Annotated in this window: 23 protein-coding genes; 13 read left to right on the forward strand and 10 right to left on the reverse strand. The window is 63.8% G+C overall.

Going from position 1 to position 23,486, the window contains the following annotated elements:
• Nucleotides 1–25 precede the first annotated feature (25 nt).
• Entirely contained in the window at nt 26–2,365 is a 2,340-nt protein-coding gene (locus I3253_RS05730) for a DNA topoisomerase IV subunit A (RefSeq protein WP_197916951.1), read from the reverse strand.
• A 158-nt stretch (nt 2,366–2,523) separates the two neighbouring features.
• On the opposite strand from I3253_RS05730, the gene I3253_RS05735 reads away from it, so the two are divergent.
• From I3253_RS05735 to I3253_RS05750, 4 genes are all read left to right on the forward strand, one after another.
• On the forward strand, nt 2,524–3,093 hold the full coding sequence (locus I3253_RS05735) for an SH3 domain-containing protein (protein WP_197916684.1): 570 nt from the start codon (nt 2,524–2,526) through the stop codon (nt 3,091–3,093).
• Nucleotides 3,094–3,173: 80 nt separating this feature from the next.
• Nucleotides 3,174–4,007 carry an SDR family NAD(P)-dependent oxidoreductase gene (locus I3253_RS05740; RefSeq protein WP_197916685.1) on the forward strand — a complete coding sequence of 278 codons (834 nt, stop codon included), beginning with the start codon at nt 3,174–3,176 and terminating at the stop codon, nt 4,005–4,007.
• An 81-nt stretch (nt 4,008–4,088) separates the two neighbouring features.
• The gene (locus I3253_RS05745; RefSeq protein WP_197916686.1) at nt 4,089–4,292 is read left to right on the forward strand and encodes a twin transmembrane helix small protein; all 204 of its coding nucleotides are present in this window, start codon (nt 4,089–4,091) and stop codon (nt 4,290–4,292) included.
• Between the two features lie 4 nt (nt 4,293–4,296).
• Nucleotides 4,297–4,869 carry a cob(I)yrinic acid a,c-diamide adenosyltransferase gene (locus I3253_RS05750; protein WP_197916687.1) on the forward strand — a complete coding sequence of 191 codons (573 nt, stop codon included), beginning with the start codon at nt 4,297–4,299 and terminating at the stop codon, nt 4,867–4,869.
• 53 nt (nt 4,870–4,922) lie between these two features.
• Here the strand turns inward: I3253_RS05750 and I3253_RS05755 are convergent, their stop codons facing one another.
• Nucleotides 4,923–5,711: an enoyl-CoA hydratase/isomerase family protein gene (locus I3253_RS05755; RefSeq protein WP_197916688.1), complete on the reverse strand. Its 789-nt coding sequence runs from the start codon at nt 5,709–5,711 to the stop codon at nt 4,923–4,925.
• A gap of 290 nt (nt 5,712–6,001) precedes the next feature.
• Between I3253_RS05755 and I3253_RS05760 the strand changes: the two genes are divergently transcribed.
• Together I3253_RS05760 and I3253_RS05765 are read left to right on the forward strand one after the other, a co-directional pair.
• The gene (locus I3253_RS05760; RefSeq protein WP_197916689.1) at nt 6,002–6,760 is read left to right on the forward strand and encodes an electron transfer flavoprotein subunit beta/FixA family protein; all 759 of its coding nucleotides are present in this window, start codon (nt 6,002–6,004) and stop codon (nt 6,758–6,760) included.
• Nucleotides 6,760–7,686 (forward strand): electron transfer flavoprotein subunit alpha/FixB family protein, encoded by a 927-nt coding sequence (locus I3253_RS05765; RefSeq protein ID WP_197916690.1) that lies wholly within the window; start codon nt 6,760–6,762, stop codon nt 7,684–7,686. The genes I3253_RS05760 and I3253_RS05765 overlap by 1 nt, the downstream gene beginning before the upstream one ends.
• Nucleotides 7,687–7,755: 69 nt before the next feature.
• Here I3253_RS05765 and I3253_RS05770 read toward each other — a convergent pair whose 3' ends face one another.
• Nucleotides 7,756–8,586 (reverse strand): DUF6473 family protein, encoded by an 831-nt coding sequence (locus I3253_RS05770; protein ID WP_197916691.1) that lies wholly within the window; start codon nt 8,584–8,586, stop codon nt 7,756–7,758.
• A gap of 162 nt (nt 8,587–8,748) precedes the next feature.
• Here I3253_RS05770 and I3253_RS05775 point away from each other — a divergent pair, with 162 nt between their 5' ends.
• Complete coding sequence (locus tag I3253_RS05775; RefSeq protein WP_197916692.1) at nt 8,749–9,624, forward strand: 3-hydroxybutyryl-CoA dehydrogenase; 876 nt, start codon at nt 8,749–8,751, stop codon at nt 9,622–9,624.
• A 10-nt stretch (nt 9,625–9,634) separates the two neighbouring features.
• Here I3253_RS05775 and I3253_RS05780 read toward each other — a convergent pair whose 3' ends face one another.
• A complete protein-coding gene (locus I3253_RS05780) occupies nt 9,635–10,093 on the reverse strand; it encodes a GAF domain-containing protein (protein WP_197916693.1) in 459 nt (152 codons plus the stop codon).
• Between the two features lie 70 nt (nt 10,094–10,163).
• The gene (locus I3253_RS05785) at nt 10,164–11,336 is read right to left on the reverse strand and encodes a thiolase family protein (RefSeq protein ID WP_197916694.1); all 1,173 of its coding nucleotides are present in this window, start codon (nt 11,334–11,336) and stop codon (nt 10,164–10,166) included.
• A gap of 178 nt (nt 11,337–11,514) precedes the next feature.
• Between I3253_RS05785 and I3253_RS05790 the strand changes: the two genes are divergently transcribed.
• Genes I3253_RS05790 through I3253_RS05800 form a run of 3 tightly spaced genes read left to right on the forward strand, consistent with a single transcriptional unit; the run spans nt 11,515 to nt 13,948 of the window.
• Entirely contained in the window at nt 11,515–11,844 is a 330-nt protein-coding gene (locus tag I3253_RS05790) for an STAS domain-containing protein (protein WP_197916695.1), read from the forward strand.
• A 4-nt stretch (nt 11,845–11,848) separates the two neighbouring features.
• A complete protein-coding gene (locus tag I3253_RS05795; RefSeq protein ID WP_197916696.1) occupies nt 11,849–12,310 on the forward strand; it encodes an ATP-binding protein in 462 nt (153 codons plus the stop codon).
• Nucleotides 12,311–12,370: 60 nt separating this feature from the next.
• Entirely contained in the window at nt 12,371–13,948 is a 1,578-nt protein-coding gene (locus I3253_RS05800; protein WP_197916697.1) for a gamma-glutamyltransferase family protein, read from the forward strand.
• A 30-nt stretch (nt 13,949–13,978) separates the two neighbouring features.
• On the opposite strand, the gene hspQ is transcribed toward I3253_RS05800, so the two are convergent.
• Nucleotides 13,979–14,305, reverse strand: coding sequence for a heat shock protein HspQ (gene hspQ, locus I3253_RS05805; protein ID WP_197916698.1), 327 nt, complete (start codon nt 14,303–14,305; stop codon nt 13,979–13,981).
• A gap of 83 nt (nt 14,306–14,388) precedes the next feature.
• On the opposite strand from hspQ, the gene I3253_RS05810 reads away from it, so the two are divergent.
• Nucleotides 14,389–15,270, forward strand: coding sequence for an AEC family transporter (locus tag I3253_RS05810; protein ID WP_197916699.1), 882 nt, complete (start codon nt 14,389–14,391; stop codon nt 15,268–15,270).
• A gap of 78 nt (nt 15,271–15,348) precedes the next feature.
• Nucleotides 15,349–15,942, forward strand: a complete 594-nt coding sequence (locus tag I3253_RS05815; protein ID WP_197916700.1) for a transglycosylase SLT domain-containing protein — start codon at nt 15,349–15,351, stop codon at nt 15,940–15,942.
• 24 nt (nt 15,943–15,966) lie between these two features.
• Here I3253_RS05815 and I3253_RS05820 read toward each other — a convergent pair whose 3' ends face one another.
• The 4 genes from I3253_RS05820 to I3253_RS05835 form a co-directional block, all read right to left on the reverse strand.
• Nucleotides 15,967–16,560, reverse strand: a complete 594-nt coding sequence (locus I3253_RS05820) for a LolA family protein (protein WP_408647781.1) — start codon at nt 16,558–16,560, stop codon at nt 15,967–15,969.
• 76 nt (nt 16,561–16,636) lie between these two features.
• Nucleotides 16,637–19,450 (reverse strand): DNA translocase FtsK, encoded by a 2,814-nt coding sequence (locus I3253_RS05825; protein ID WP_197916702.1) that lies wholly within the window; start codon nt 19,448–19,450, stop codon nt 16,637–16,639.
• Nucleotides 19,451–19,465: 15 nt separating this feature from the next.
• Complete coding sequence (locus I3253_RS05830) at nt 19,466–20,653, reverse strand: aminotransferase class I/II-fold pyridoxal phosphate-dependent enzyme (RefSeq protein ID WP_197916703.1); 1,188 nt, start codon at nt 20,651–20,653, stop codon at nt 19,466–19,468.
• 203 nt (nt 20,654–20,856) lie between these two features.
• On the reverse strand, nt 20,857–22,182 hold the full coding sequence (locus tag I3253_RS05835; RefSeq protein WP_197916704.1) for an amidase: 1,326 nt from the start codon (nt 22,180–22,182) through the stop codon (nt 20,857–20,859).
• An 85-nt stretch (nt 22,183–22,267) separates the two neighbouring features.
• Here I3253_RS05835 and I3253_RS05840 point away from each other — a divergent pair, with 85 nt between their 5' ends.
• Nucleotides 22,268–23,482, forward strand: coding sequence for an FAD-dependent monooxygenase (locus tag I3253_RS05840; protein ID WP_197916705.1), 1,215 nt, complete (start codon nt 22,268–22,270; stop codon nt 23,480–23,482).
• The last annotated feature ends 4 nt before the right edge of the window (nt 23,483–23,486 follow it).

Here is a 23,486-nt window from a genome sequence, read left to right on the forward strand (position 1 = left end):
GGCCTTTTCTGCCTGTCGCGATCCCTCAGGAAAACTTGTAGTCGCGCGGGAACCCATAGGGCGGCTTTTTGCCCACCCCGGCGCGTTTGCCCAGCCATTCGCTCAGGTCCGGCTCGGTGCGGGTCTTGCCGCCGCCCATTTCCCAGCTCAGCCCCTCGGCCCAATTGAACGTGGTCAGGTCGCTCAGCCCGCCATCCAGTTCAAGCGTGCCCTGCCGTCCGCGCGCCATGTTGTATTTCTGTATGCGCACGCCTTTGCCGCGCCCCATCTCGGGCAGGTCGCTGACCGGAAACACCAGGAATCGCCCGTTCCGGGACACCACCGCCACGTGATCCCCCGCCACCGGCTTGCAAACCATCGCTCGCGCGTCATCCTTGACGTTCAGCACCTGTTTTCCCGAGCGTGTTTGCGCGATAACATCCTGTTCGGGAACAACAAATCCGTCACCTGCACTGGATGCCACCAAGAGCTTGCGCTCTGGCTGGTGGATAAAGAAATCCACGATCTCGGCCTCGTTGGGCAGGTCCACCATCAGCCGCAGCGGCTCGCCCATGCCGCGCCCTCCGGGCAGGTTGGCTGCGCTGACGGTATAGAACCGCCCGTTACTGCCAAACACCAGCAACCGGTCCGTGGTCTCGGCATGAAAGGTGAAACGCGGCCCGTCGCCATCCTTGAATTTCAGCTCGCGGTTCAGGTCGATATGGCCCGACATCGCCCGCACCCACCCCATCTGCGAGCAGACCACGGTGATCGGCTCGCGCTCGATCATCGCCTCCAGCGGCACCTCTTCCACTTCGCCCGCCTCGGCAAAGACGGTGCGCCGCGCGCCGCCCTCATATTTCTTTCCGAACAATGCCTTAGCCTCTTTCAACTGCTCGGAAATCCGGTCCCATTGCAGGCTGTCGCTGTCCAGCAGATCTTCCAGACCGGCGCGTTCCTCCATCAGCGCATCGCGCTCGCGCACCAGTTCCAACTCTTCCAGGCGGCGCAAACTGCGCAACCGCATGTTCAGGATCGCTTCGGCCTGCACCTCGCTCAGCTCGCCCTCGCCCCTGACCAGCAAGGGCGACACGTAATCCCGCTCGGACGTGGCCCGCACGTGGTCCTGCCCCCAATCCTCGGCCATCAAGGCCTGTTTGGGTGCGTCGTCATAGCGGATGATGTCGATCACACGATCCAGGTTCAGGAACGCGATGATGAACCCTTCCAGCACCTCCAGCCGGTGGTCGATCTTTTCCATCCGGTGAGTCGAGCGGCGGATCAACACTTCGCGGCGGAAATCCAGGAAGGCACGCAGCACGTCCTTCATGCTGCACACCCTGGGCGTCACGCCATCGATCAGAACGTTCATGTTCAGGCTGAACCGCACTTCCAGATCCGAGTTGCGGAACAGCGTACCCATCAGGATGTCCGGGTCCACATTCTTGGAGCGCGGCTCCAGGATCACCCGGATATCATCGGCACTTTCATCGCGCACATCGGCCAGGATCGGCACTTTCTTGGTCTGGATCAGCTCGGCCAGCTTTTCGATCAGCTTGGATTTCTGCACCTGATAGGGGATTTGCGTGACCACGATCTGCCACTGGCCCCGCCCAAGATCCTCGCGCTCCCATTTACAGCGCAGCCGGAACGACCCGCGCCCGGTGCGATAGGCCTGCGCGATGCTGTCGCGCGGCTCGACAATCACGCCGCCGGTGGGAAAATCCGGCCCCGGCACATAGTTCAGCAACGTGTCGTCGCGCACATCCGGCACCTTGATCATATGCAGGCAGGCGTCGCACAGCTCGGCGATATTATGCGGCGGAATATTGGTGGCCATACCCACCGCGATGCCGCTGGACCCGTTCGCCAGCAGGTTGGGAAAGGTTGCCGGCAACACCACGGGTTCGCTCAGCGTACCGTCGTAATTCTCCCTGAAATCAACAGCGTTCTCGTTCAGCCCGTCCAGCAACGCCTCCGCGACCGAGGTCATGCGCGCTTCGGTGTATCGGCTGGCCGCCGGGTTGTCGCCGTCGATATTTCCGAAATTTCCCTGCCCGTCGACAAGCGGGTAGCGCACGTTGAAATCCTGCGCCAATCGCGCCATCGCGTCGTAAATCGCCGCGTCGCCATGCGGGTGGTAATTGCCCATCACATCGCCGGAAATCTTGGCTGATTTGCGGAACCCACCGGTTGAATTCAGCTTCAACTCGCGCATGGCATACAGAATGCGGCGATGGACCGGCTTCAGCCCGTCGCGCGCATCCGGCAAGGCGCGGTGCATGATCGTGCTCAGCGCATAGGTCAGGTAGCGCTCGCCAATGGCACGGCGCAGCGGTTCTGTCAGGTCTGGCAGCGGAAGGTCGTCGTCTATCATGTCGGTCATGACGTGGTGATACCGATTGGCCGTGACAGGGTAAAGCGGCAGCATGGGGATTGGCCGCGAAATTTTCCCCCTGCGCCGAATCCCCTGTTTGTGTTATCTTGGTCGGCGCCCGAAAGGGTTTTGTTTTCAATTTCTTGACTTCTGGTGAGGCGTTTCTTGTGTCGCGGTTTGTTTTTCTGAGCTTCGTATTTATTGGCTGGGGGTTCTATGAACTCAGCGGCGGGTCCGATTTCGAGCCGCGCCCACGCATCACGGAAGAAACCACCGCCGTGCCCACCGCAACACGGCCCAAGCCACCTCCTGCCGTGCCCGCCCCTGTCACGCCCGAACCGCAAGCACGGACCGCCGCTGCCCCCACCACCGTGCCGATTGCGCGGCGCGATCTGACCACACTTGTCACCGCGCCGGTTCCCACCCCCGTCACCCGCGCCGCCCTGACACCATCTCCTTTGGTCGCGCCTCAACCGGCACCGCCCACGGCGCCCACGGCCATCCTGCCCGCCCCGTCGCAACCGCCAGAAGACCTCCGTCAGGTCACCGGCCGGCGCGTCAACATGCGTGGCGGCCCCGGCACGGCCTATAGTGTGCTGGCCACGTTGACGCGTGGTTCCCAGGTGATCGTGCTGCGTGAACCCGGCAATGGCTGGGCCAAACTCAGGGTTGTCGAGACCGGCCGGGTCGGCTGGATGTCGGCCCGCCTTCTGGCGCCGGTCGAACCAACCCGTTAAGTGGTCCTTGCGGGGGCTTGCGCCACGGCAAACAGCCCCTAGTCTGGCCCGGCACATGAAACGCGACGGGTCAGACAGGCATGACAGGCAAATCCATCCTCATCACAGGCTGTTCTACCGGGATCGGGCACGACGCGGCGCATTGCTTGCGTGCCGCGGGCTGGCGCGTCTTCGCCTCCTGCCGCAAGCAAACCGACTGTGACCGCCTGAATGCCGACGGGTTCGACAGCCCCCGGATCGACTATTGCGACACACAGTCCATCGCGGATGGGCTGGCGCAGGTGCTGGACGCAACCGGCGGCAGTCTGGACGCGCTGTTCAACAACGGCGCGCGCGGCCTGCCCGGCGCGATCGAGGACGTACCGACAGAGGCGCTGCGCGACCTGTTCGACAGCAATCTGATCGGTTGGCACGATCTCACCCGCCAGGTTCTGCCGGTGATGCGCGCCAAGGGCCAAGGGCGCATCGTCAACTGTTCTTCGGTCCTGGGCTATGTGCCGATGCGGTATCGCGGCGCCTATGTGGCCACCAAATACGCCCTGGAAGGCTGGACCGACAGCCTGCGTATCGAACTGCGCGGCACCGGCATCCATGCGGTCCTGATCGAACCCGGCCCCATCACCACCGCGCTGCGCCGCAACAACGCCGCGCAATTCTTTCACTGGATCGATTGGGAGAACTCGCCCTTTGCCGGGGATTACCGCGCCACGCTGGTCAAACGCTTTTCCGAGACCGGGCGCGGCCCCGATCCGTTCGAACTGCCCGCCTCAGCCGTCAGCGCCCGGCTCGTGGCCGCCCTGACGGCACGCCGTCCCAAGGCGCGCTACCGTGTGACCACACCCGCCCATGTCATGAACGGGCTGCGCCGGGCGTTGCCCACAAGGCTGCTTGATTGGGTGATCGCGAAAGGGTGACACGTCGCATCGCAATAGACAGTTCAGTTTTCGGCCCCAACCGTCTACATCAGGGCATCTTCAGCTAACGGGAGCAGAATCATGGCAAACGATCCCTTGTTCTGGGTCGCCGCCGCCGCGTCCTTCGCCGTCCTGATCATCCTGTTGATCGGCATCGGCGGCTTTGCAAAAGGTGGCGAATTCAACCGAAAATACGGCAACAAACTGATGCAGTTGCGTATCGCGGCACAGTTTCTGGCCGTGGTCCTGATCGTGCTGTTCGCCTGGCTAAGCACCAGAGGGTAATCGCATGGTGGTTTTGAGCAAGATCTACACCCGCACCGGCGACAAGGGGACAACCGCGCTTGGCAATGGCGACCGGGTCGCCAAATACGACGCACGCGTCACCGCCTATGGCACGTCGGACGAGTTGAATGCGACGCTGGGCATGGCCCGCCTTCATGCCAAGGGCACGCTGGACACACAGCTGGCCGCGATCCAGAACGACCTGTTCGATCTGGGCGCGGATCTGTGCCGTCCCGATATCGCCGCAGACGCCAGGGCCGACTATCCGCCGCTGCGCATGGTTGCAACCCAGGTGGCACGGCTGGAATCCGAGATCGACACCATGAACGATCATCTGGAACCGCTTCGCAGCTTTGTCCTGCCGGGCGGGTCGGCGCTGGCCGCGCATCTGCATCTGTGCCGCACCGTGGCGCGCCGTGCCGAACGGCTGGCCGTGGAGCTGGCGCAGGACGACGAGGTGAACCCGCATGTGATCACCTATCTCAATCGCCTCAGCGACTGGTTCTTCGTGGCCGCGCGCATCGCCAACAGCAACGGGCAGGACGATGTCCTGTGGGTTCCCGGCGCGAACCGCTGATCTCTTGCGCGGCGGTCCGCCCGGTCCCTGCCTCAGGCACAAGGCGGCGCGCTTTAGCGGCCTTTGAACACCGGGCGTTGCTTGGTGATGAACGCCGCCACCGCATTGGCGCTGTCTTCCGAATTGGCGCAGATGTTCTGATATTCGCTTTCCATCAGCGCGATCTGTTCGTGGCTTTGGGTATGCGCCGCCCGCATGATCCGTTTGCCATAGGCCAGGCTCAGCGGCGCCCGTTCCGCCAGTGACGCGGCCCATTCCGCCGTTTCCCGCTCCAATACATCATCCGCCACAACCCGGTTCACGATCCCGAAGTCCAGACAGTCTCGCGCATTGATATGCGTGGCTTCGGCAATCGCGGCAAAGGCCCGCTTGGACCCCATATGCTGCAACAGCAGCCAGCTCAGCCCGCCATCCGGCACCAGCGAGATATTCGAGAAGGGCGCGAAACAGGTCGCCCCCTGCCCCATCACCGCCAGATCGCAGCTTAGCCCGATCGACAGCCCCACGCCCCCTGCAACCCCGTTGATCGCCGCGATCCAGATCTTGTCGCTTCTGGTGATCGCATCGATGATCGGCTTGTAATCGCGCACCGAAATATCGAACATCCCGTGTCTGGTGCGAAACTCGGCCAGCTCCTTGAGATCCGTGCCCGAGGTAAAGGCCCGCCCGGTGCCCGTCAGGATCACCACGCGCACCTCCGGGTCGGCCTCGGCCTGTGCCTGAGCCGCCCGCAGGCCCGCGCGCGTGGCCGCATCCAGCGCATTCATCGCCTCAGGGCGATTGATCCGTATGGTCGCCACATGCCCCTCGGTGCTGTAGGCAACGGTCTCGGTCTCGGTCATCTGCGTGTCCTCCTGTTATTGCCACCATAGAAAACCAGAAGCGGCGACAGGCATAGCCCCGGCCCCTTGCGACGTGGGGGCATCACGCCGTTTCGTGGCGTCAAACGGCCGTGACTTCGCAACACTCCTGCAACAACCTCGCGTCACATTCCGCCAGACGCGGCGTCGCCGGGCCAAAACGTGACGTTTTTGCCCTGTAATCGACCCGCGCAAGATTATATCAACGCCACCGAGAGCGTTCAGCCCGAGTCGTGAAAGCGGCTCATTTATTTTGAAGGAGTCTTACGCCCATGAAGGTGCTTGTGCCCGTCAAACGCGTGATTGACTACAACGTGAAGGTCCGTGTCAAAGCGGATGGTTCCGGTGTCGATCTCGCCAATGTCAAGATGTCGATGAACCCGTTCGACGAAATCGCCGTCGAAGAGGCGATCCGTCTGAAAGAGGCCGGCAAGGCTGACGAGGTTGTCGCCGTTTCGATCGGTGTGAAACAGGCGCAGGAAACCCTGCGCACCGCGCTTGCCATGGGCGCCGACCGGGCGATCCTGGTTGTGGCCGCCGACGACGTTCATCAGGACATCGAGCCGCTGGCCGTCGCCAAGATCCTTGCCAAGGTTGTCGAAGAGGAACAGCCCGGGCTGGTTCTCTGCGGCAAGCAGGCGATCGACAATGACATGAACGCCACCGGCCAGATGCTGTCGGCCCTGCTGGGCTGGTCGCAGGCAACTTTCGCCTCCGAGGTGGACATCGACGGCGACAAGGCCGTTGTGACCCGCGAAGTGGACGGCGGCCTGCAAACCATCAAGGTCTCGACCCCGACCATCATTTCGGTTGATCTGCGCCTGAACGAGCCGCGCTATGCCTCGCTGCCCAACATCATGAAGGCCAAGAAAAAGCCGCTGGACGAGAAAACCGCCGCCGATTACGGCGTCGATGTCGCGCCGCGTCTTGAGATCGTGAAAACCGTCGAGCCTGCCGAGCGGGCCGCCGGGATCATCGTCGGTTCGGTGGACGAACTGGTTGCCAAACTCAAAGAAGCGGGGGCTGTGTAATGGCTGTTCTTCTTCTCGCAGAAGTCAACAACGGCGAACTGGCGATGGACGCCACCGCCAAGGCTGTCACCGCCGCGCGCGGCCTGGGTGACGTGACCGTGCTGTGCGCCGGTGCATCCGCCGCCGCCGCAGGCGAGGCCGCCGCCCGGATCGACGGTGTCGCCAGGGTTCTGGTCGCCGAGGACGCCTCGCTGGGTCATCGCCTTGCGGAACCCACTGCCGCGCTGATCGTGTCGCTGGCCGGGGACTATTCCCACATTGTCGCGCCCGCCACCACCGACGCCAAGAACGTGATGCCCCGCGTGGCCGCGCTTCTGGACGTGATGGTGATTTCGGATGCAAGCGCCGTGATCGATGCCGACACGTTCGAGCGCCCGATCTATGCCGGCAATGCCGTGCAAACCGTGAAATCGTCGGATGCCAAGAAGGTCATCACCTTCCGCACCTCGACTTTCGATGCCGCTGGCGAAGGTGGTTCCGCATCGGTGGACACCATTGGTGCCGCCGACAATCCGGGCCTCTCGGAATGGGTCGAGGACAAGGTTGCCGCAAGCGACCGCCCCGAGCTGACCTCGGCCGGCGTGGTTGTATCCGGTGGCCGTGGTGTCGGATCCGAAGAGGATTTCGCCCTGATCGAGAAACTGGCCGACAAGCTGGGCGCCGCCGTAGGCGCATCCCGCGCCGCCGTGGATTCGGGCTATGCCCCGAATGACTGGCAGGTGGGTCAGACCGGCAAGGTAGTCGCGCCAGAGCTTTATGTCGCCGTGGGCATCTCGGGCGCTATTCAGCACCTGGCCGGCATGAAAGACTCGAAAATCATCGTCGCGATCAACAAGGACGAAGAAGCACCGATCTTCCAGGTGGCCGATTACGGCCTCGTCGCCGACCTGTTCCAGGCGGTGCCGGAACTGACCGAGAAGCTGTAAGCGCGCGCCGGGCCTGCGCCCGGCCTGCCACACCCACAGGATCAGGGCCCGCTTCTTGGCGGGCCTTTTTCATGCAAGATGGGGCCGCAGCGCGCGCGCCAGCGTGGCCGATGCCTCGCGATGGGCCACCGGCCCCAGCATCCTCTGGGCTGCGACCCGCTCCATCTGGGTGCAACTCATGCCATCCATGCCCCGGGCCTGCGCCGCCTCGCTGGCCACCACCTCGACGATATCCTCGACCAGGGGGCGCAGTTCCTCGATCATGAACCGGTCCACGAATAACGGGTCCGGTCCAAGCCCGCTTGTGCCCAGCGCCGTATCCGGGGCGTGGTCGGCAAACCACAACAGCACGATCTTGCCGCCGATCGTGTTCAACAACAGCTTCATCCGCGCAACCCAGGCCAGACGCAGTTCGTCCCGCACCATGCCATAGCGATCCGGCGCGCGGGCACAGACCGTGCCCAGCATGTGCCGCGTGAAATGGAACTCGCTGAAATCGATCTCGCGGAACACCATGCGCATCATGTTGGAGGCGCCGGTAAACCGGTCATTGCGGCGCGGATGCACCTTGTAATACCGGTTCGACATGTTCTGCGCGCCCATCACCTGCACCACCGTCACCCGCGCCCGTTGCGCGATTTCCAGCAGCGCCGGTTCGGCCATGAACACATCCACCCCGGCGTTCACGAATCCCAGGTTCACGCAGGTTGCCCCCGCCGCCTCTTCCACCAGTTGGGGAAACGGTTTGGGAATGAATTTCCCATAGGTTTCCGTCCCGCCCAGGAACGCGATAAAATCACCTTCCAGCGCTTTCTTCGGCCCCCGAAACAAGAGACGGGAAGTCCCGTATCTGCACGGCTCGTAATCGAGATCGCCATCGGCCATCTTTTCGTAAGACATGACTCTCACCACCTGAATTTTCACCCGTTGGAGAGATTCGCGCAAAGCTCTTGCAAAAACGCTAATGTGCCAACTTGTCTTGAATTTTCGGCAATCCCGGCCCTTGCGGCTGGTCGCGGCGGGCGCGTATGGTCGGCCCGAAGGTCACAAGGGATTGGGCATATGGACGTCAAGTCGATCGGAGTTGTTGGGGCGGGTCAGATGGGCAACGGCATTGCCCATGTCATGGCCGTTGCCGGGTACGAAGTGTTGCTCAACGATATCAGCCAGGATGCGCTGGACGCCGCCGTCGGGCGCATCGACAAGAACCTCGAACGCCAGGTCAGCCGCGAGATCATTTCCGCCAGCGACAAGGCCGCCGCGATGGGCCGCATCCGGACCACGCTCAGCCTGCCTGCGCTGGGGGGCACAGATCTGGTGATCGAGGCCGCGACCGAACGCGAAGAGATCAAGCACCAGATCTTTGACACGCTGCTGCCACATCTGAAACCCGACACGCTGCTGACCACCAACACCTCGTCGATTTCCATCACCCGGCTCGCCAGCCGCACCGACCGGCCCGAACGCTTCATGGGCTTTCACTTCATGAACCCGGTGCCGCTGATGAAACTGGTTGAACTGATCCGGGGCATCGCCACGGATGAAGAGACCTACCAGACCTGCCTTGGCATCGTCGAGCGTCTGGACAAGACCGCCGCCTCGGCCGAAGACTACCCCGCCTTCATCGTCAACCGTATCCTGATCCCGATGATCAACGAAGCCTGCTATGCGCTTTACGAAGGCGTGGGCAACGTGGCCTCGATCGACAATGCGATGAAGCTGGGCGCCAACCACCCGATGGGGCCGCTGGAACTGGGCGATTTCATCGGCCTGGATACCTGTCTGGCGATCATGCATGTGCTGCATGACGGGCTGGCCGACACGAAATACCGCCCCTGCCCGCTGCTCACCAAATATGTCGAGGCGGGCTGGCTGGGCCGCAAGACCAAGCGCGGGTTCTATGACTATCGCGGCGACACACCGGTCCCCACGCGCTGACACCCCGCCCCTAAACCGCGTTGCGGAACACCTCGCTCAGAATTGCCTGCAACCGATCCGCGTCTTCCTGCGTGAATGCGTCGGGCAGGTCGCTGTCGATGTCAAACACTCCCAGCAGCCGCCCAGCGCCATCGCGCACCGGCAGCACCAGTTCCGACCGCGTCGAACTGGAACAGGCAATGTGATCGGCGAACGCCTCGACATCCGCCACCCGCTGCACCTCGCCGGTGCGCGCCGCCGCGCCGCACACACCTCGCGAAAACGGGATCACCAGACAGCCATGCCCACCCTGATACGGCCCGATCTTGAGCAGTTCGGGCGCGACAACCCGGTAAAACCCGGTCCAGTCAAACCGGTCATCGGCGTGATGCACCTCGCAGGCCACCGTCGCCATAAGCGCAACCGCGTCGGTCTCGCCCTCGGTCAGCGCTGCGACGGCGCCTTGCAGGTCGTCATAATTCACGCCCATTCCCATTCCCCTTCAAACACGCCACGCAACCAATGCGCCGTTCGCTTTCCGGCAATCGTCAGGCTGGGCGTTACACCCGTTCGATGGCAATCGCCGTGCCTTCGCCGCCACCGATACAGATCGCGGCCACGCCGCGTTTCAGCCCGCGCTTTTCCAAAGCGTTCAACAACGTCACCATGATCCGCGCGCCGCTGGCGCCAATCGGATGGCCCAGCGCACAGGCGCCGCCATTCACGTTCACGATGTCACGCGACAGGCCCATTTCATGCATGAACGCCATGGGCACAACGGCAAAGGCCTCGTTCACCTCCCACAAGTCCACGTCGTCCTTGCTCCAGCCGATTTTCTCAAGCAGCTTCTGCGCCGCCGGAACCGGCGCGGTTGTGAACAACCCCGGCGCCTGGGCATGGCTGGCATGGCCCACGATGCGCGCGCGCACATTCATACCGCGCGCTTCGGCGGCCTCCTGCGAGGCAATGACCAGCGCCGCCGCCCCGTCCGAGATCGACGAAGAGTTCGCAGCCGTCACCGTACCATCCTTGCGGAAGGCCGGTTTCAGCTGCGGGATCTTCTCCGGGCGCGCATTGCCCGGCTGTTCGTCCGCGCCAATCTGCACCTCGCCCTTGCGGCCTTGCAGCGTGACCGGAAACACCTCGCCATCGAACGCACCGGATTCCTGCGCCGCCAGCGCGTTGGACAGCGATTTCAGCGCATATTCGTCCTGGGCTTCGCGGGTGAACTGAAACGCCTCGGCACAATCCTCGGCGAATGTGCCCATCAGACGGCCCTTGTCATAGGCGTCTTCCAGCCCGTCCAGGAACATGTGGTCCTGCACCTGCTGGTGCCCGATCCGCGCACCACCACGCATCTTGGGCAGAATATACGGCGCGTTCGTCATGCTCTCCATGCCGCCCGCGATCATCACGTCGCGATCGCCCAGCGCCACCGCGTCATAGGCCATCATCGCCGCCTTCATGCCCGAGCCGCACATCTTGTTGAGCGTGGTGGCGGGCACCTCTTCGCCCAGCCCGCCCCGAAATCCCGCCTGACGCGCCGGGGCCTGGCCCTGACCGGCGGGCAGCACACATCCCATCAGCACCTCGTCCACACTGGCCACACAAGCGTTGTCCAGCGCGGCGCGAATCGCAACACCGCCCAGTTCGGCCGCCTCGACCCCGTCAAAGACCCCCTGGAATCCCCCCATCGGGGTCCGCGCCGCGCCTGCGATCACCACGTTCTTCATGCCGGTTCTCCTTGGATTCTTCCGATTGCGCCAAAGCTCTGCCCTGAAATCGTTGCAGGGATATTGCAAACACTTGCCCCCTGCGCGCCGAAATCACAAGCCCCGGGGCGCTGCACACCGAATGGTAACGATTGGCCCCTAGTTTGGGTCCATCATCAAGGTCAAAGGAGCTGCGGGCATGGATCTGTCCAGCCAGGTCAATGGCGACACATTGGTCGTTACAGTGAACGAACCCCGGATCGACGCATCAGTGGCGATTCAGTTCAAGGATCGCATGCGCGAGGAAACAGAACAGGTCGCGGGCCGCGTCGTGCTTGATCTGGGGAAGGTCGATTTCATTGATTCCAGCGGGCTGGGGGCCATCGTGGCGGCCATGAAACAGCTTGGCGCGCAACATCGCCTGGAACTGTCCGACCTCAACGAAAACGTTGACAAGGTGTTCCGCCTGACCCGCATGGATACCGTATTCCGCATCCACACATCAGTGGGCGAGGCACTGGCGCAGTAACGGCATGACCACTCACACAGGGGCGCGGCGTGACGTGAGCCAACCGACATCTCCCATTCATATCGAACTGGAAGGCACCCCCCAGGAGGTGCGGCGCGCCCTGTTGCGCCTGCGCGCCAAGGTGGACGAAACCGCGCTGGCTCACCTGGACGCCGGCACGCTGGAGATTGTGCTGGGTGAGGTACTCAACAACGTGGTCGAACATGCGCTGGCCAAACGGACGGACGGGCGGATTGCACTGACCTGCGATTTTGCCAACCGGTGCTGGCGCGTTGTGGTGCGCGATAACGGCGCCGCCATGCCGGACGAGACCCTGCCGCGTGGAAATGCCCCGGATGTCGATATCGGCCTGGCGGACCTGCCCGAGGGCGGGTTCGGGTGGTCGATGGTGCGCATGTTGGCGCGCGACATCCACTATCACCGTGCCAACGGGTGGAACACGCTCTCATTCTGTATCGAAAGCTAGCCGGTCTTGGCATTCCCGGCCCGCGCCCATACTCTCCCGCCGCAAAGCTGGGGAGTGACCATGCGAGACTTTCAACTGCCGGGGCGATCCGCCGTGATGGCCACCAATGGGATGTGCGCCACGTCCCACCCGATTGCCGCCGAAGCGGCCGTCGACATTCTGAAGCGGGGCGGCACGGCCATGGATGCGGCAATTGCGGGCGCCGTGCTGCTGGGGATATGCGAGCCGCAATCCACCGGGATTGGCGGCGATTGCTTCGCGCTTGTCTCTCCCGCCGGCACCCATGACGTGCTGGCCTTCAACGGCTCGGGCCGCGCGCCGGCCGCTGCGGATGCCGCCACGTTGCGCGCGCGCGGCCAGTCACGGATACCGCTGAACAGCGCCGATGCCGTCACCGTTCCCGGCGCCATCGACATGTTCTGCACCCTGTCCGAGCGGTTCGGGCGCCTGGGTTTGGACGCCAGCCTTGCCCCCGCGATCCACTATGCCGATGCGGGCGTACCGGTTTCCGGGCGCGTTGCCTATGACTGGGCACGGATTGCCGATGTCCTGCAAGGGGCCGCGCGCCGCCATTACCTGATTGACGCCACCCCGCCGCCGCTGGGCGCGATCTTCCGCGCGCCGGGCCAGGCCGAAGTGCTGCGCCGGGTGGCGCGCGACGGGCGCGACGCGTTCTACACCGGCGAGATTGCCGACGACATGATCGCCACCCTGACCGGGCTGGGCGGCGTCCACACCGCCGAGGATTTCGCCGCTGTCAAAGGCATGGAAACCACGCCCGTCTCCGGCAGTTACAAGGGCACCGAACTGATCGAACATCCGCCCAATGGCCAGGGCGCCACGGCGATCCTGCTCCTTAACATCCTGTCGCATTTCGATCTGTCCGGGCTGGACCCTTACGGCGCCCAACGCGCCCATATCGCGGCCGAGGCGTCCAAGCTGGCCTATGACGCGCGCAACCGCTTTGTCGCCGACCCCGATCACACCACCCGGCTGGATCACATGCTCGCCCCGCAAACCGCGACGCGCCTTGCCGCCCTGATCGATCCCGATCGCGCCATGCCCGCGCCCGCGCCCCTGACCGAGGCGGTGCACAAGGACACGGTCTATATCACCGTGGTCGACAAGGATCGCATGGCGGTGTCGCTGATCTATTCCATCTTTCACGGCTTCGGATCGGGCATCGCCTCGGAAAAATTTGGCATTCTGATGCAGAACCGGGGCACCGGTTTCACCTTGCAACAGGGCCACCCGAACGAACTCAAGGGCGGCAAGCGCCCCATGCACACGATCATTCCCGGCATGACCCGGCGCGACGGCCGGATCGACATGCCCTTTGGCGTCATGGGTGGACAGTATCAGCCCGCCGGCCATGCGCATGTGCTGTCCAACATGCTGGATTTCGGGATGGACCCGCAAACCGCGCTGGACGCTCCGCGCGCCTTTGTGGACAATGGCAAACTGAATGTCGAACGCGGGTACAGCGATGCCGTGCGCCGGGCCCTGGCCGAAAAGGGGCACGATGTCGCAATCGCGCCCAATCCGATTGGCGGGGCGCAGGCGATCCGCATTCACGGCAATGGCGTGCTCGAAGGGGCCTCGGATCCGCGCAAGGACGGCTGCGCCATCGGGTACTGATCCTGCCGGGGCGTGCCGCCGGGCGCGCCCCTAGTTCAGATGGAAATGCAGTGGATAGGTGCCGTCCTCGAACGGCCCGAACATCTCTTCCAGGTCCGGGTGGCTTACCGGTTCGCCGGAATAATCGGCCACCAGGTTCTGCTCGGACACGTAAGCCACGTAATAGCTCTGATCGTTCTCGGCCAGCAGGTGATAGAACGGCTGCTCCCTGTCGGGGCGGCTGTCTTCGGGAATGGCTTCATACCACTCCTCTGTATTCGAGAATTCAGGATCCACATCAAACACCACACCCCGAAAGGGATGCTTGCGGTGGCGGACAACCTGACCCAGATGATATTTTGCGCGCGTCTTCAACATTACTTGCAGCCCCTACCCCCCAAAGGTAGACCCTTCAAGGGGTCTTTGTCCAATTTTTGCCACATTTTGACGGGAAACAGTCTGTGAACCTTCTCTTGACAGTGCTGGAAATCGTTGCGCCGGTCTTTCTGCTGGCAGGGCTTGGTTTTGGCTGGGTCAAGGCGGGTTTTGAGTATCGGATTCAATTCGTTACGCGCCTGTCGATGAACCTCGCCGTGCCCAGCCTGGTGTTCACCGCGCTGATGCAGACCCAGACGGATCCGGCCGCTCTGGGCCGGTTGGCGCTGGCCGGTCTGACCGGCTATGCCCTGATCGCCGTGGCCGGCGGGCTGCTGCTGGCGGGCGCGGGGCTGCACCAGCGCACCTACCTGGCACCGTTCATTTTCGGCAATACCGGCAATCTGGGCCTGCCGCTGGCGCTGTTCGCCTTTGGCCAGCCGGGGCTGGAACAGGGGGTCGTGATGCTGGCGCTGACCACGCTGCTGTCCTTTACCATCGGTATCCGTCTGGTGGCCGGGCGCGGGGCGCTGGGCAAGATGCTGCGCGAACCGATGGTCTGGGCGGCGCTGCTGGGCGGGTTGTTCCTGTGGCAGGGCTGGCAAACGCCGCATTTCCTGACCAACACGCTGGAACTGGTCGGGCAGATGGCCATCCCGCTGATGCTGATCACCCTGGGCGTCGCCGTCGCCCGCCTGACGCCCGGGCGCACCTTCACCGCCATCTGGCTGTCCGTGGCCAAGCTGGCCGTCTGTAGCATCATCGCCTGGGGCGTGGGGCGCGCCTTTGGCCTGTCCGGCATCACCTTCGGGGTGCTGGTGGTGCAACTGGCCACGCCGGTCGCCGTCACCGCCTATCTTCTGGCCGAGAAATACGAGGCCGACAGCAGCGCGGTGGCCGGTTTTGTCGTGATTTCCACACTGGTGTCGGTCATTGGCCTGCCAATCCTTCTGGCAATGGTCCTGTAACCCATAGAATGTGATTTCCCCCTGCCGGGATTTTCGGCTAAGCTGTGCAAAACAAAACAAGACCATAGCGAGAGGCCGATGAGCAGATCCCTTCGCACCCTGATGTTCATGTTACTGGTCGCGGTTGCGGCCTGTAGCGGCCGGGATCGTGCCCCGCCGCGTAATCTGGACAATGCGTGTTCAATACTGAAAGAGAAAAAGCACTTCAAACGCGCCTTCAAGGCCACCGAACGCCGCTGGGGCGTGCCGGTCAATGTGCAGATGGCCATACTCTATCAGGAGAGCAAGTTCATCTCGAACGCACGCACGCCGAACAAATACGTGCTGGGCGTTCTGCCCATGGGCCGCCAAAGCAGCGCCTATGGCTATGCGCAGGTTCTGGATGCCACGTGGGATCAATACAAGCGCGAAACCCGCAATCGCGGTGCGCGGCGCACCAACATCAAGGACGCGTCGGATTTCATGGGCTGGTACATGAACGAAACCCGCAGACGCAACGGCGTGGCGCTGTCGAATGCGCGCGGCCAGTACCTTGCCTATCACGAGGGGCAGTCCGGCTATGCCCGCGGCACCTACCGCAAGAAAAGCTGGCTCTTGCGCGTAGCGGACGAAGTCGATGCTCGGGCCGATCGCTACGGCGCACAGCTCAAGAAATGCAGTCGCGTCTGGTAATCACGGCACAGGCGTGGCGGCGGCCTATTTGTCGCCGCGCACCAGCCGCTGGATGTCGAAGATCCGGTTATTCAGGCTCACATCGGTTTTTGTGGCCCCCAGGATCACGGTCGTGCGCCCACCTGCATTGTCATTTACGATCCACTGGCGCAACTCCACCGGATCGGCCGTGAATTTCAGCTGGATATTGCCGTATTCCGGGTTCTCGGGATCCTGGGCCGTCACGATGGTTGCTGTGCCGTCGTAATCGTGCCCCACCACCATGTTGGCGCGCCCCAGATCAACCGTTCTGTCCAGTATGATCGACAAGGGCGTTCGTTTCAGCGGATAGGATTCGGGCGGCTGGTTCGACCGTCCGTCAAATATCGCCACGGTATTGTTGTTGGCCAGCACCAGCGCCCGGTCGGGCGGGCTGTATTCAAACCGCATCCGCCCCGGGCGCTTGATATACAGCTTGCCGGTCTGCACCGAACCGTCATCGGAAATCTGTGTAAACTCCGCCTCGACGGTTTTCATCCCGTTCAGATAGGCGGAAAGCGCATCCAGCGACAGCTTTTGGGCCGTCGCGGGCAAGGCAGTCAAGGCCACAAGGGCCGGTGCCAGAAAAAATCGTTTCAACATCATGGAATCTATCTAATCGACATAGGCCGGGATGCCAGTCCCGGCCGTGTTCACGTTCCCGCGCGGCGGCGGCTTATTGCTCGGGCACCAGAATTTCGCGCTTGCCCACGTGGTTGGCGGCACTTACCAGCCCCTCTTCCTCCATCTGCTCCACCAGCCGCGCGGCCTTGTTATAGCCGATCGCCAGCTTGCGCTGGATATAAGAGGTGGAGCATTTGCGATCCTTGATCACGATTGCCACCGCGGAATCATACAGCGCGTCTTCGCCATTGGTGTTGCCGCCGGTGTTCAGCCCCAGCACCGCATCAATATCGTCCGCCTTTTCGTCATCCGGCCCTTCAACGACACCGCTCATGTATTCCGGCGGGCCAAAGCTCTTGAGGTGGTTGACGATCTCCTCCACTTCCTCGTCGCTCACGAACGGACCATGGCAGCGCGTGATCTTGGCGCCCCCCGCCATGTACAGCATGTCACCCATGCCCAAAAGCTGCTCGGCCCCCATCTCGCCCAGGATCGTGCGGCTGTCCACCTTGGAAGTCACCTGAAACGAGATCCGCGTCGGAAAGTTTGCCTTGATCGTGCCGGTGATCACATCCACCGAGGGGCGCTGAGTGGCCATGACGATGTGGATGCCGCTGGCCCGCGCCATCTGCGCAAGACGCTGGATACAGGCTTCGATCTCCTTGCCCGCGACCATCATCAGATCGGCCATCTCGTCCACGACCACCACGATATAGGGCATCTTCTCGGGCATCAGCTCTTCGGTCTCGAACACCGGTTCGCCCGTGTCGTCGTCAAACCCGGTCTGTACCGTGCGGCTGAACATCTCGCCCCGGCCCAGCGCATCCGCCACACGGCTGTTATAACCGTCGATATTGCGCACGCCCATCTTGGACATCTTGCGATATCGCTCCTCCATCTCGCCCACCACCCATTTCAGCGCCACAACGGCCTTTTTCGGGTCGGTTACAACCGGCGAAAGCAAGTGCGGAATACCGTCATAAACGCTCAGTTCCAGCATCTTGGGATCGATCATGATCAGGCGGCATTCCTCGGGTGTCAGCTTGTACAACAGCGACAGGATCATCGTGTTGATCGCCACCGACTTGCCCGAACCGGTGGTCCCCGCGATCAGCAGATGGGGCATCTTGGCCAGGTTGGCCACCACCGGATCGCCGCCGATATCCTTGCCCAGCGCCAGCGGCAGCTTCATCGACGTGTCACCGAAATCACGGCTCGACAGGATCTCGCGCAGCACCACCTTTTCACGGTTCTCGTTGGGCAATTCGATCCCGATCACACTGCGCCCCGGCACGGTCGACACCCGCGCCGACAAGGCCGACATGGACCGCGCGATATCATCCGCCAGCCCGATCACCCGGCTGGCCTTCAACCCCGGCGCCGGCTCCAGCTCATACATCGTCACCACGGGGCCGGGACGAACCGAAACGATCTCGCCCTTCACGCCGTAATCGTCCAGCACGGCTTCCAGCATCCGTGCATTTTCTTCCAGCGCCTCGTCACTCAGGTGATGGCGCTGAATATCCATCGGATTGGACAACAGGTTAAGCGGCGGCAGATCGTATTCAATCCGGCGTTCTTCAAAGGCCAGCGACGGCTGCGCCTCGGCCTTGGCCCTTGTCGAGGGTTGCACCGTGGTGCGCGCCCGCGGCTGTACCACCTTTTTCGGCTCCGCCACCGGAATCGTCTGCGCCACAGAGGTTTGCGGCGCGCGCAGCGGCAATGCCGCGGCCTCGGGCGGCGGCGCGGCGCGCGCGGCCGTCAGCGGCGGCTCGGGCGGCAACGACCGGTGCACGGGCTCCGGCTGGGCCTCCAGAACCAGCGGGTCCGGTCCACGCCCTAATCCCCGGGTCAACGGCTTGTCCTGGTTCAGTTCCGGTGGAGACACAGGTGCTCCGCGCCGCGCGCGGCTGCGCACGACATCTGCGATCTTGGCCTTGATCCGGTCATCGCCCGGCGCGTCCTGGATTTCATCGACAAAAATATTCTCGACCAGTTCCTGTTCCGGCAAAGACTCGGGCGCCGGGTCGGCCCGACGGATCAGCGAAGGCATCCGCAGGCGCGGCTTGGGCGCGGGCGCCCATGTCTCTTCGGGGATGTCTTCGACAACCGCGTCCTGCCAGCCCGTTTCGGCGGCGGCATGAACCCGCGCCTCCGCCTCGGACCGGCGCGCGTCACGCCGCGCCCTGGCAATCCTTGCAGCCTGCACCGCGCCAGAGGCCCCGCGCCCCATTGCGCTCAGCAACCCTGCATAGGCCAGCACGATCCCAAGCACGATCATCCGCGCGGCCCAACGCAGTTCGGCCCGCGTCACGCCCAGCACGAACAACGTCATCGCGACAAAACCCAGCCCAACCAGCAGCGACATCAGCTTGACCCCGGTCGAGGCCCCAACCGGCAACACCGTCAAAAGCGCACCCGTCACCGTGTCACCAAACATCCCGCCCAGCCCGAAGCTGTGCGTCCAGGCGTCGCCCGGCGTCATGGTCGAGGCATACACCGCCCCCAACGCCAGCATGATCGGCGCCAGGATCAGGCGGTTGATCGCCCGTTCCTCGCCCAGGTGCAGCGCAAAACGCAACCCCCAGGCGCCCAGAACCAACGCCAACCCCCAGCTGGCCCAGCCGATGATCATGAACAGCGGCGCCGCGATCGAGGCCCCGATCCGCCCCATCCAGTTCTGCACCGGCGCATCTGTCACCGAAATCCAGCTCGGATCGTCAGGCGAATAGGACGCGATCATCGCCGCGGACATCAGCGAGAGCACGATCAGCACGATACCGATCAGCTCCTTGCCCCGTTTCTCGATCGCCGCCTGCATGTTGCGATCCAGCAGCGGATCCCGCCCTCGTGCCTGATATGCCATCTCGTTCCCTCGTTCTTATTCCTGGCCGTAAAGACAATCGCGCAGCTTGATCAGCGCGTCCGTCACCTCGGCCTTTGGGGCCACCAGCGCGACCCGTATATATCCCTTGCCCGGGTTATCCCCGGCCACATCCCGGCTCAGATAGGCGCCCGGCAACACCCGCACACCCGTTTGCGTCCAGGCCTTCACCGCCGCCGCTTCCCCGTCCGCGACAGGCAGCCACAGAAAAAATCCGCCCCTCGGGCTGTCATAGCCCGGCACCCCCGCGAATATCCCGTCCGCCGCCTCGAACTTGGCCGCATAAAGCGCGCGGTTCTCGACCACATGCGCCTCATCGGCCCACACTTTCTCGGCCGCCCGTTGCAAAGGCAACGGCAGCGGCGCCCCCGAATAGGCGCGCAATTGTTTGATCCGCGCCATGTTGTCCGGCCCCGACGCCACAAAGCCCGACCGAAGCCCGGGCAGGTTCGACCGCTTGCTCAGCGAATGAAAGATCACCACCCGATCCGGGTCGGCCCCCATCTCACCGGCCACCTGCAACGCACCCACAGGGGCGTCACCGCGATAGATCTCCGAATAGCATTCATCGGCAAAAATCCGGAAATCATACCGCTCTGCCAGCGCGATCAACGCCTGCCAATACGTCCGGTCCGCCACCGCGCCCTGCGGATTTGACGGCGAACAGACATAGGCAATCGCCGTACGGTTCAGCACATCCGCCGGCAGCGCCGTGAAATCCGGCAGGAACCCGTTCCCGGCGCGCGCGGGGACATAAACCGGCTCCGCCCCGACCGAGATCGCCGCCACCGCATAAACCTGATAAAACGGGTTCGGTGTCAAAACCACCGGCACCCCGCCCGCACGGGTTTCAGGGCACAGCGCCATCGCCGCGTTATACAGCCCCTCCCGCGTGCCGTTCAGCGCCACCACCTGGCTGGCGGCCTCCACCTTCACCCCATACCGCCGCGCGATCCAGTCCGCGATCGCCTGCTGCAATTCGGGCGTGCCGTCATTGGGCGGATACCGGTTGAACCCCTCCGCATGGGCGGCAATTTCATCCGCCACCCAGGCCGGAAAGGCGTGTTTCGGCTCCCCAATGGTCATATGCACAGCCGGGCCACCTGGCTCCAGATGGTCCAGCAACGCGCGCAAACGCGGAAATGCATAGGCCGGTAGGTCCGAAAACCGCTCGGGGAACACCATGTTTCTACTGCCTCAATGTCGGGATCATTTCGCCCCGTTTGATCCCAAACTACCCAAGCCGCGCCCGTTCGTCCAGAAAAATGCCGCCAAATCGTGCGCTTGTGGCCAACGCGCCACCCTTCAAAGGGCCCGCATCCGCCGGGCTTCTTTTGGCCCCAAATATCCCGGGGGAATCGCCGCAGGCGATGGGGGCAGCGCCCCCTCTACAACACCGCCTCGGCCGCCGCCGCCACCCGCAACAGACGCTCTTCGCCCATCGGGTGCCCCATCATCATCAGCCCACAGCTCGGCACCCCGGTCGGCAGGCTGATCCCGCATGTCCCCATCAGGTTGCCGATCCGCGTATTGCGCAACGCCAGCAGGTTTTCCCGCACGTAGTAGGCCTGATCCGACAACAGCCGCCTGACATCCGGCGGCAGGATCGGAGAGGTCGGCAACAACACCGCGTCAAACCCCGCCACGCGCGCACTCCAGCGCCGGCGCAGATCGCGCAGACGGTTCCAGGCAGCCACAAAATCCGGCGCGCCAAATTGCGCACCGGCCCGGAACCGCTCCAACACCTGATCGAACATCAGCTCGGGCGCCGCCTCGATCTCCTCGCGCCATTCGCCATAGGCTTCGCCGGTGAACAGAACGCCGGACAAGTCCAGAGCCTGGGTCACTTCCGGCGCCCGGATCACATGCACCTCGGCGCCCCCTTCGCGCAGCCGCTCCACCGCGCTGTCAAACCCGGCCCTGGGCGCGTCGCGCACATCCTCCAGCGCCACGGTTTCCAGCACGGCCAACCGCACCCCGCCCAGATGCGCGCCTTCCAGATCGGGCCCCTCCCGCCCCTCCAGCACACTCAGAAACAGCGCCGCGTCCTCCACCGTGCGGCACAACGGGCCCACCGTGTCAAAGCTGCGGCACAGCGGCACCACACCGTCATTCGAAAGCCGCCCCAAGGTGGTCTTCAATCCCACCAGATCGTTCCAGGCCGCGGGAATGCGCACGGATCCGCCCGTATCCGAACCGATCGCCGCTGCCGCCAGTCCAAATGCCACCGATGCCGCCGCCCCCGAGGACGACCCCCCCGGCACGGCCTGCGGATTGTTGATACAGGGCGGCGTCGCCGTCACCGGGTTCAGCCCGATCCCCGAAAACGCCAGTTCCGACATATGCGTCTTGCCCAGACACACCAGCCCCAGCGCCGTGGCATTGCGCAACACTTCCGCATCCCGTCCCGGCACCCGGTCCCTGAGCAGCGCCGAGCCGGCCTCGGTCTCCACCCCGGCGGTGTCGAACAGATCCTTCCAGCTGACCGGCACCCCGTCCAGCAAAGACAGCCGCATACCGGCGCGCGCGCGTTCGGCCGCCGCTTCGGCTTCGGCCATGGCACGGTCATGGGTGACACGGGCATAGATACGGTCGCGGTGATCGTGACTGTCGATCGCCCCCAGAAACGCCTGCGTCAGCGCCACCGGATCGATCGACCCCTCGCCAATCCCCTGCCCCAATTCTGCGGCACTCATCTCCAGCCAGTGAAACATGCCCGTCCCTTTCGGTTCCCTCGCGCCTGACGGTAGCGACGCAGATGCACATGGACAATCCCGTTCCAGCACCCATATTGGCGCCATGGACTTTGACAGCGATATCCTGATTGCCGGCGGCGGGCTGAACGGCCCCGCGCTGGTGCTCGCCCTGGCGCAGGCCGGCTTTGGCGTCACCGTGGCCGATGCGCGCCCCGCGCCAGAGCGCGCGGGCACCAATTTCGACGGGCGCGGCTATGCGCTGGCGCTGGCGTCCCAGCGCCTCCTGAATGCCATCGGAGTCTGGGGCACGGTGGCCCCCAACGCCCAACCGCTCCTGGAAATCAAGGTCTCCGACGGGCGCGCTGGCCAGGGGCCGTCGCCATTCTTCCTGCATTTCGACCATGCCGAAATCGAGGAAGGCCCGATGGGCTTCATGCTCGAAGACCGCTTTCTCTACCGCGCCTTCCTTTCGGCCATGCAGGCCGAGGAACGCGTCACGCTGTTGTCGCAAACAGGCGTCACCGGGCACTCCATAACCCCCGGCGGCGTGACCGCCACCCTGTCGGACGGCAGCACCCATACGGCCCGCCTGCTGGTCGGCTGTGACGGGCGCGGCAGCGGGGTCGCGCAGCGCGCCGGTATCCGGCGCACGGGCTGGGGCTATGGCCAGACCGCGCTGGTCTGCGCCATCGCTCATGAAAAACCCCATAATGGCATTGCCCACCAGTTCTTCATGCCGCCGGGGCCGCTGGCCATCCTGCCCCTGCCGGGCAACATGTCCTCGATCGTCTGGTCCGAAACCGATGACATGGCCGCCAGCATCCATGCCCTGCCGGACAAAGACTACATGCAGGTGCTGCGCCCGCGTTTCGGCGATTTCCTGGGCGGGATTTCCCTGGTCGGCAATCGTTTCACCTATCCGCTCTCGCTCAGCGTCGCCAACCATTTCGTGGCCGACAGGGTGGCGCTGGTCGGCGATGCCGCCCACGGAATGCACCCGATTGCCGGACAGGGCCTGAATGCCGGCCTGCGCGACGTGGCCGCGCTGGCCCAGGTCCTGACCCAGGCACAGCGGCGCGGCGAAGACATCGCCGCCATCCAGGTGCTGGAGCGATACCAGGAATGGCGCCGGTTCGACACGGCTGCGCTCGTGGCCGCGACCGACCTTACCAACCGGCTGTTTTCCAACGACAATCCCCTTCTGCGCATGGGGCGCGACATCGGCATGGGGCTGGTGGGCGCCCTGCCCGGCCTGCGCCGTGGCTTCATCCGCGAGGCCGCCGGTCTGTCCGGCGACCTGCCTGACCTGATGCGCTGACTTT

The sequence above is a fragment of the Thiosulfatihalobacter marinus genome (assembly GCF_016019955.1).
GTDB classification, from domain to species: domain Bacteria; phylum Pseudomonadota; class Alphaproteobacteria; order Rhodobacterales; family Rhodobacteraceae; genus Shimia; species Shimia marinus_A.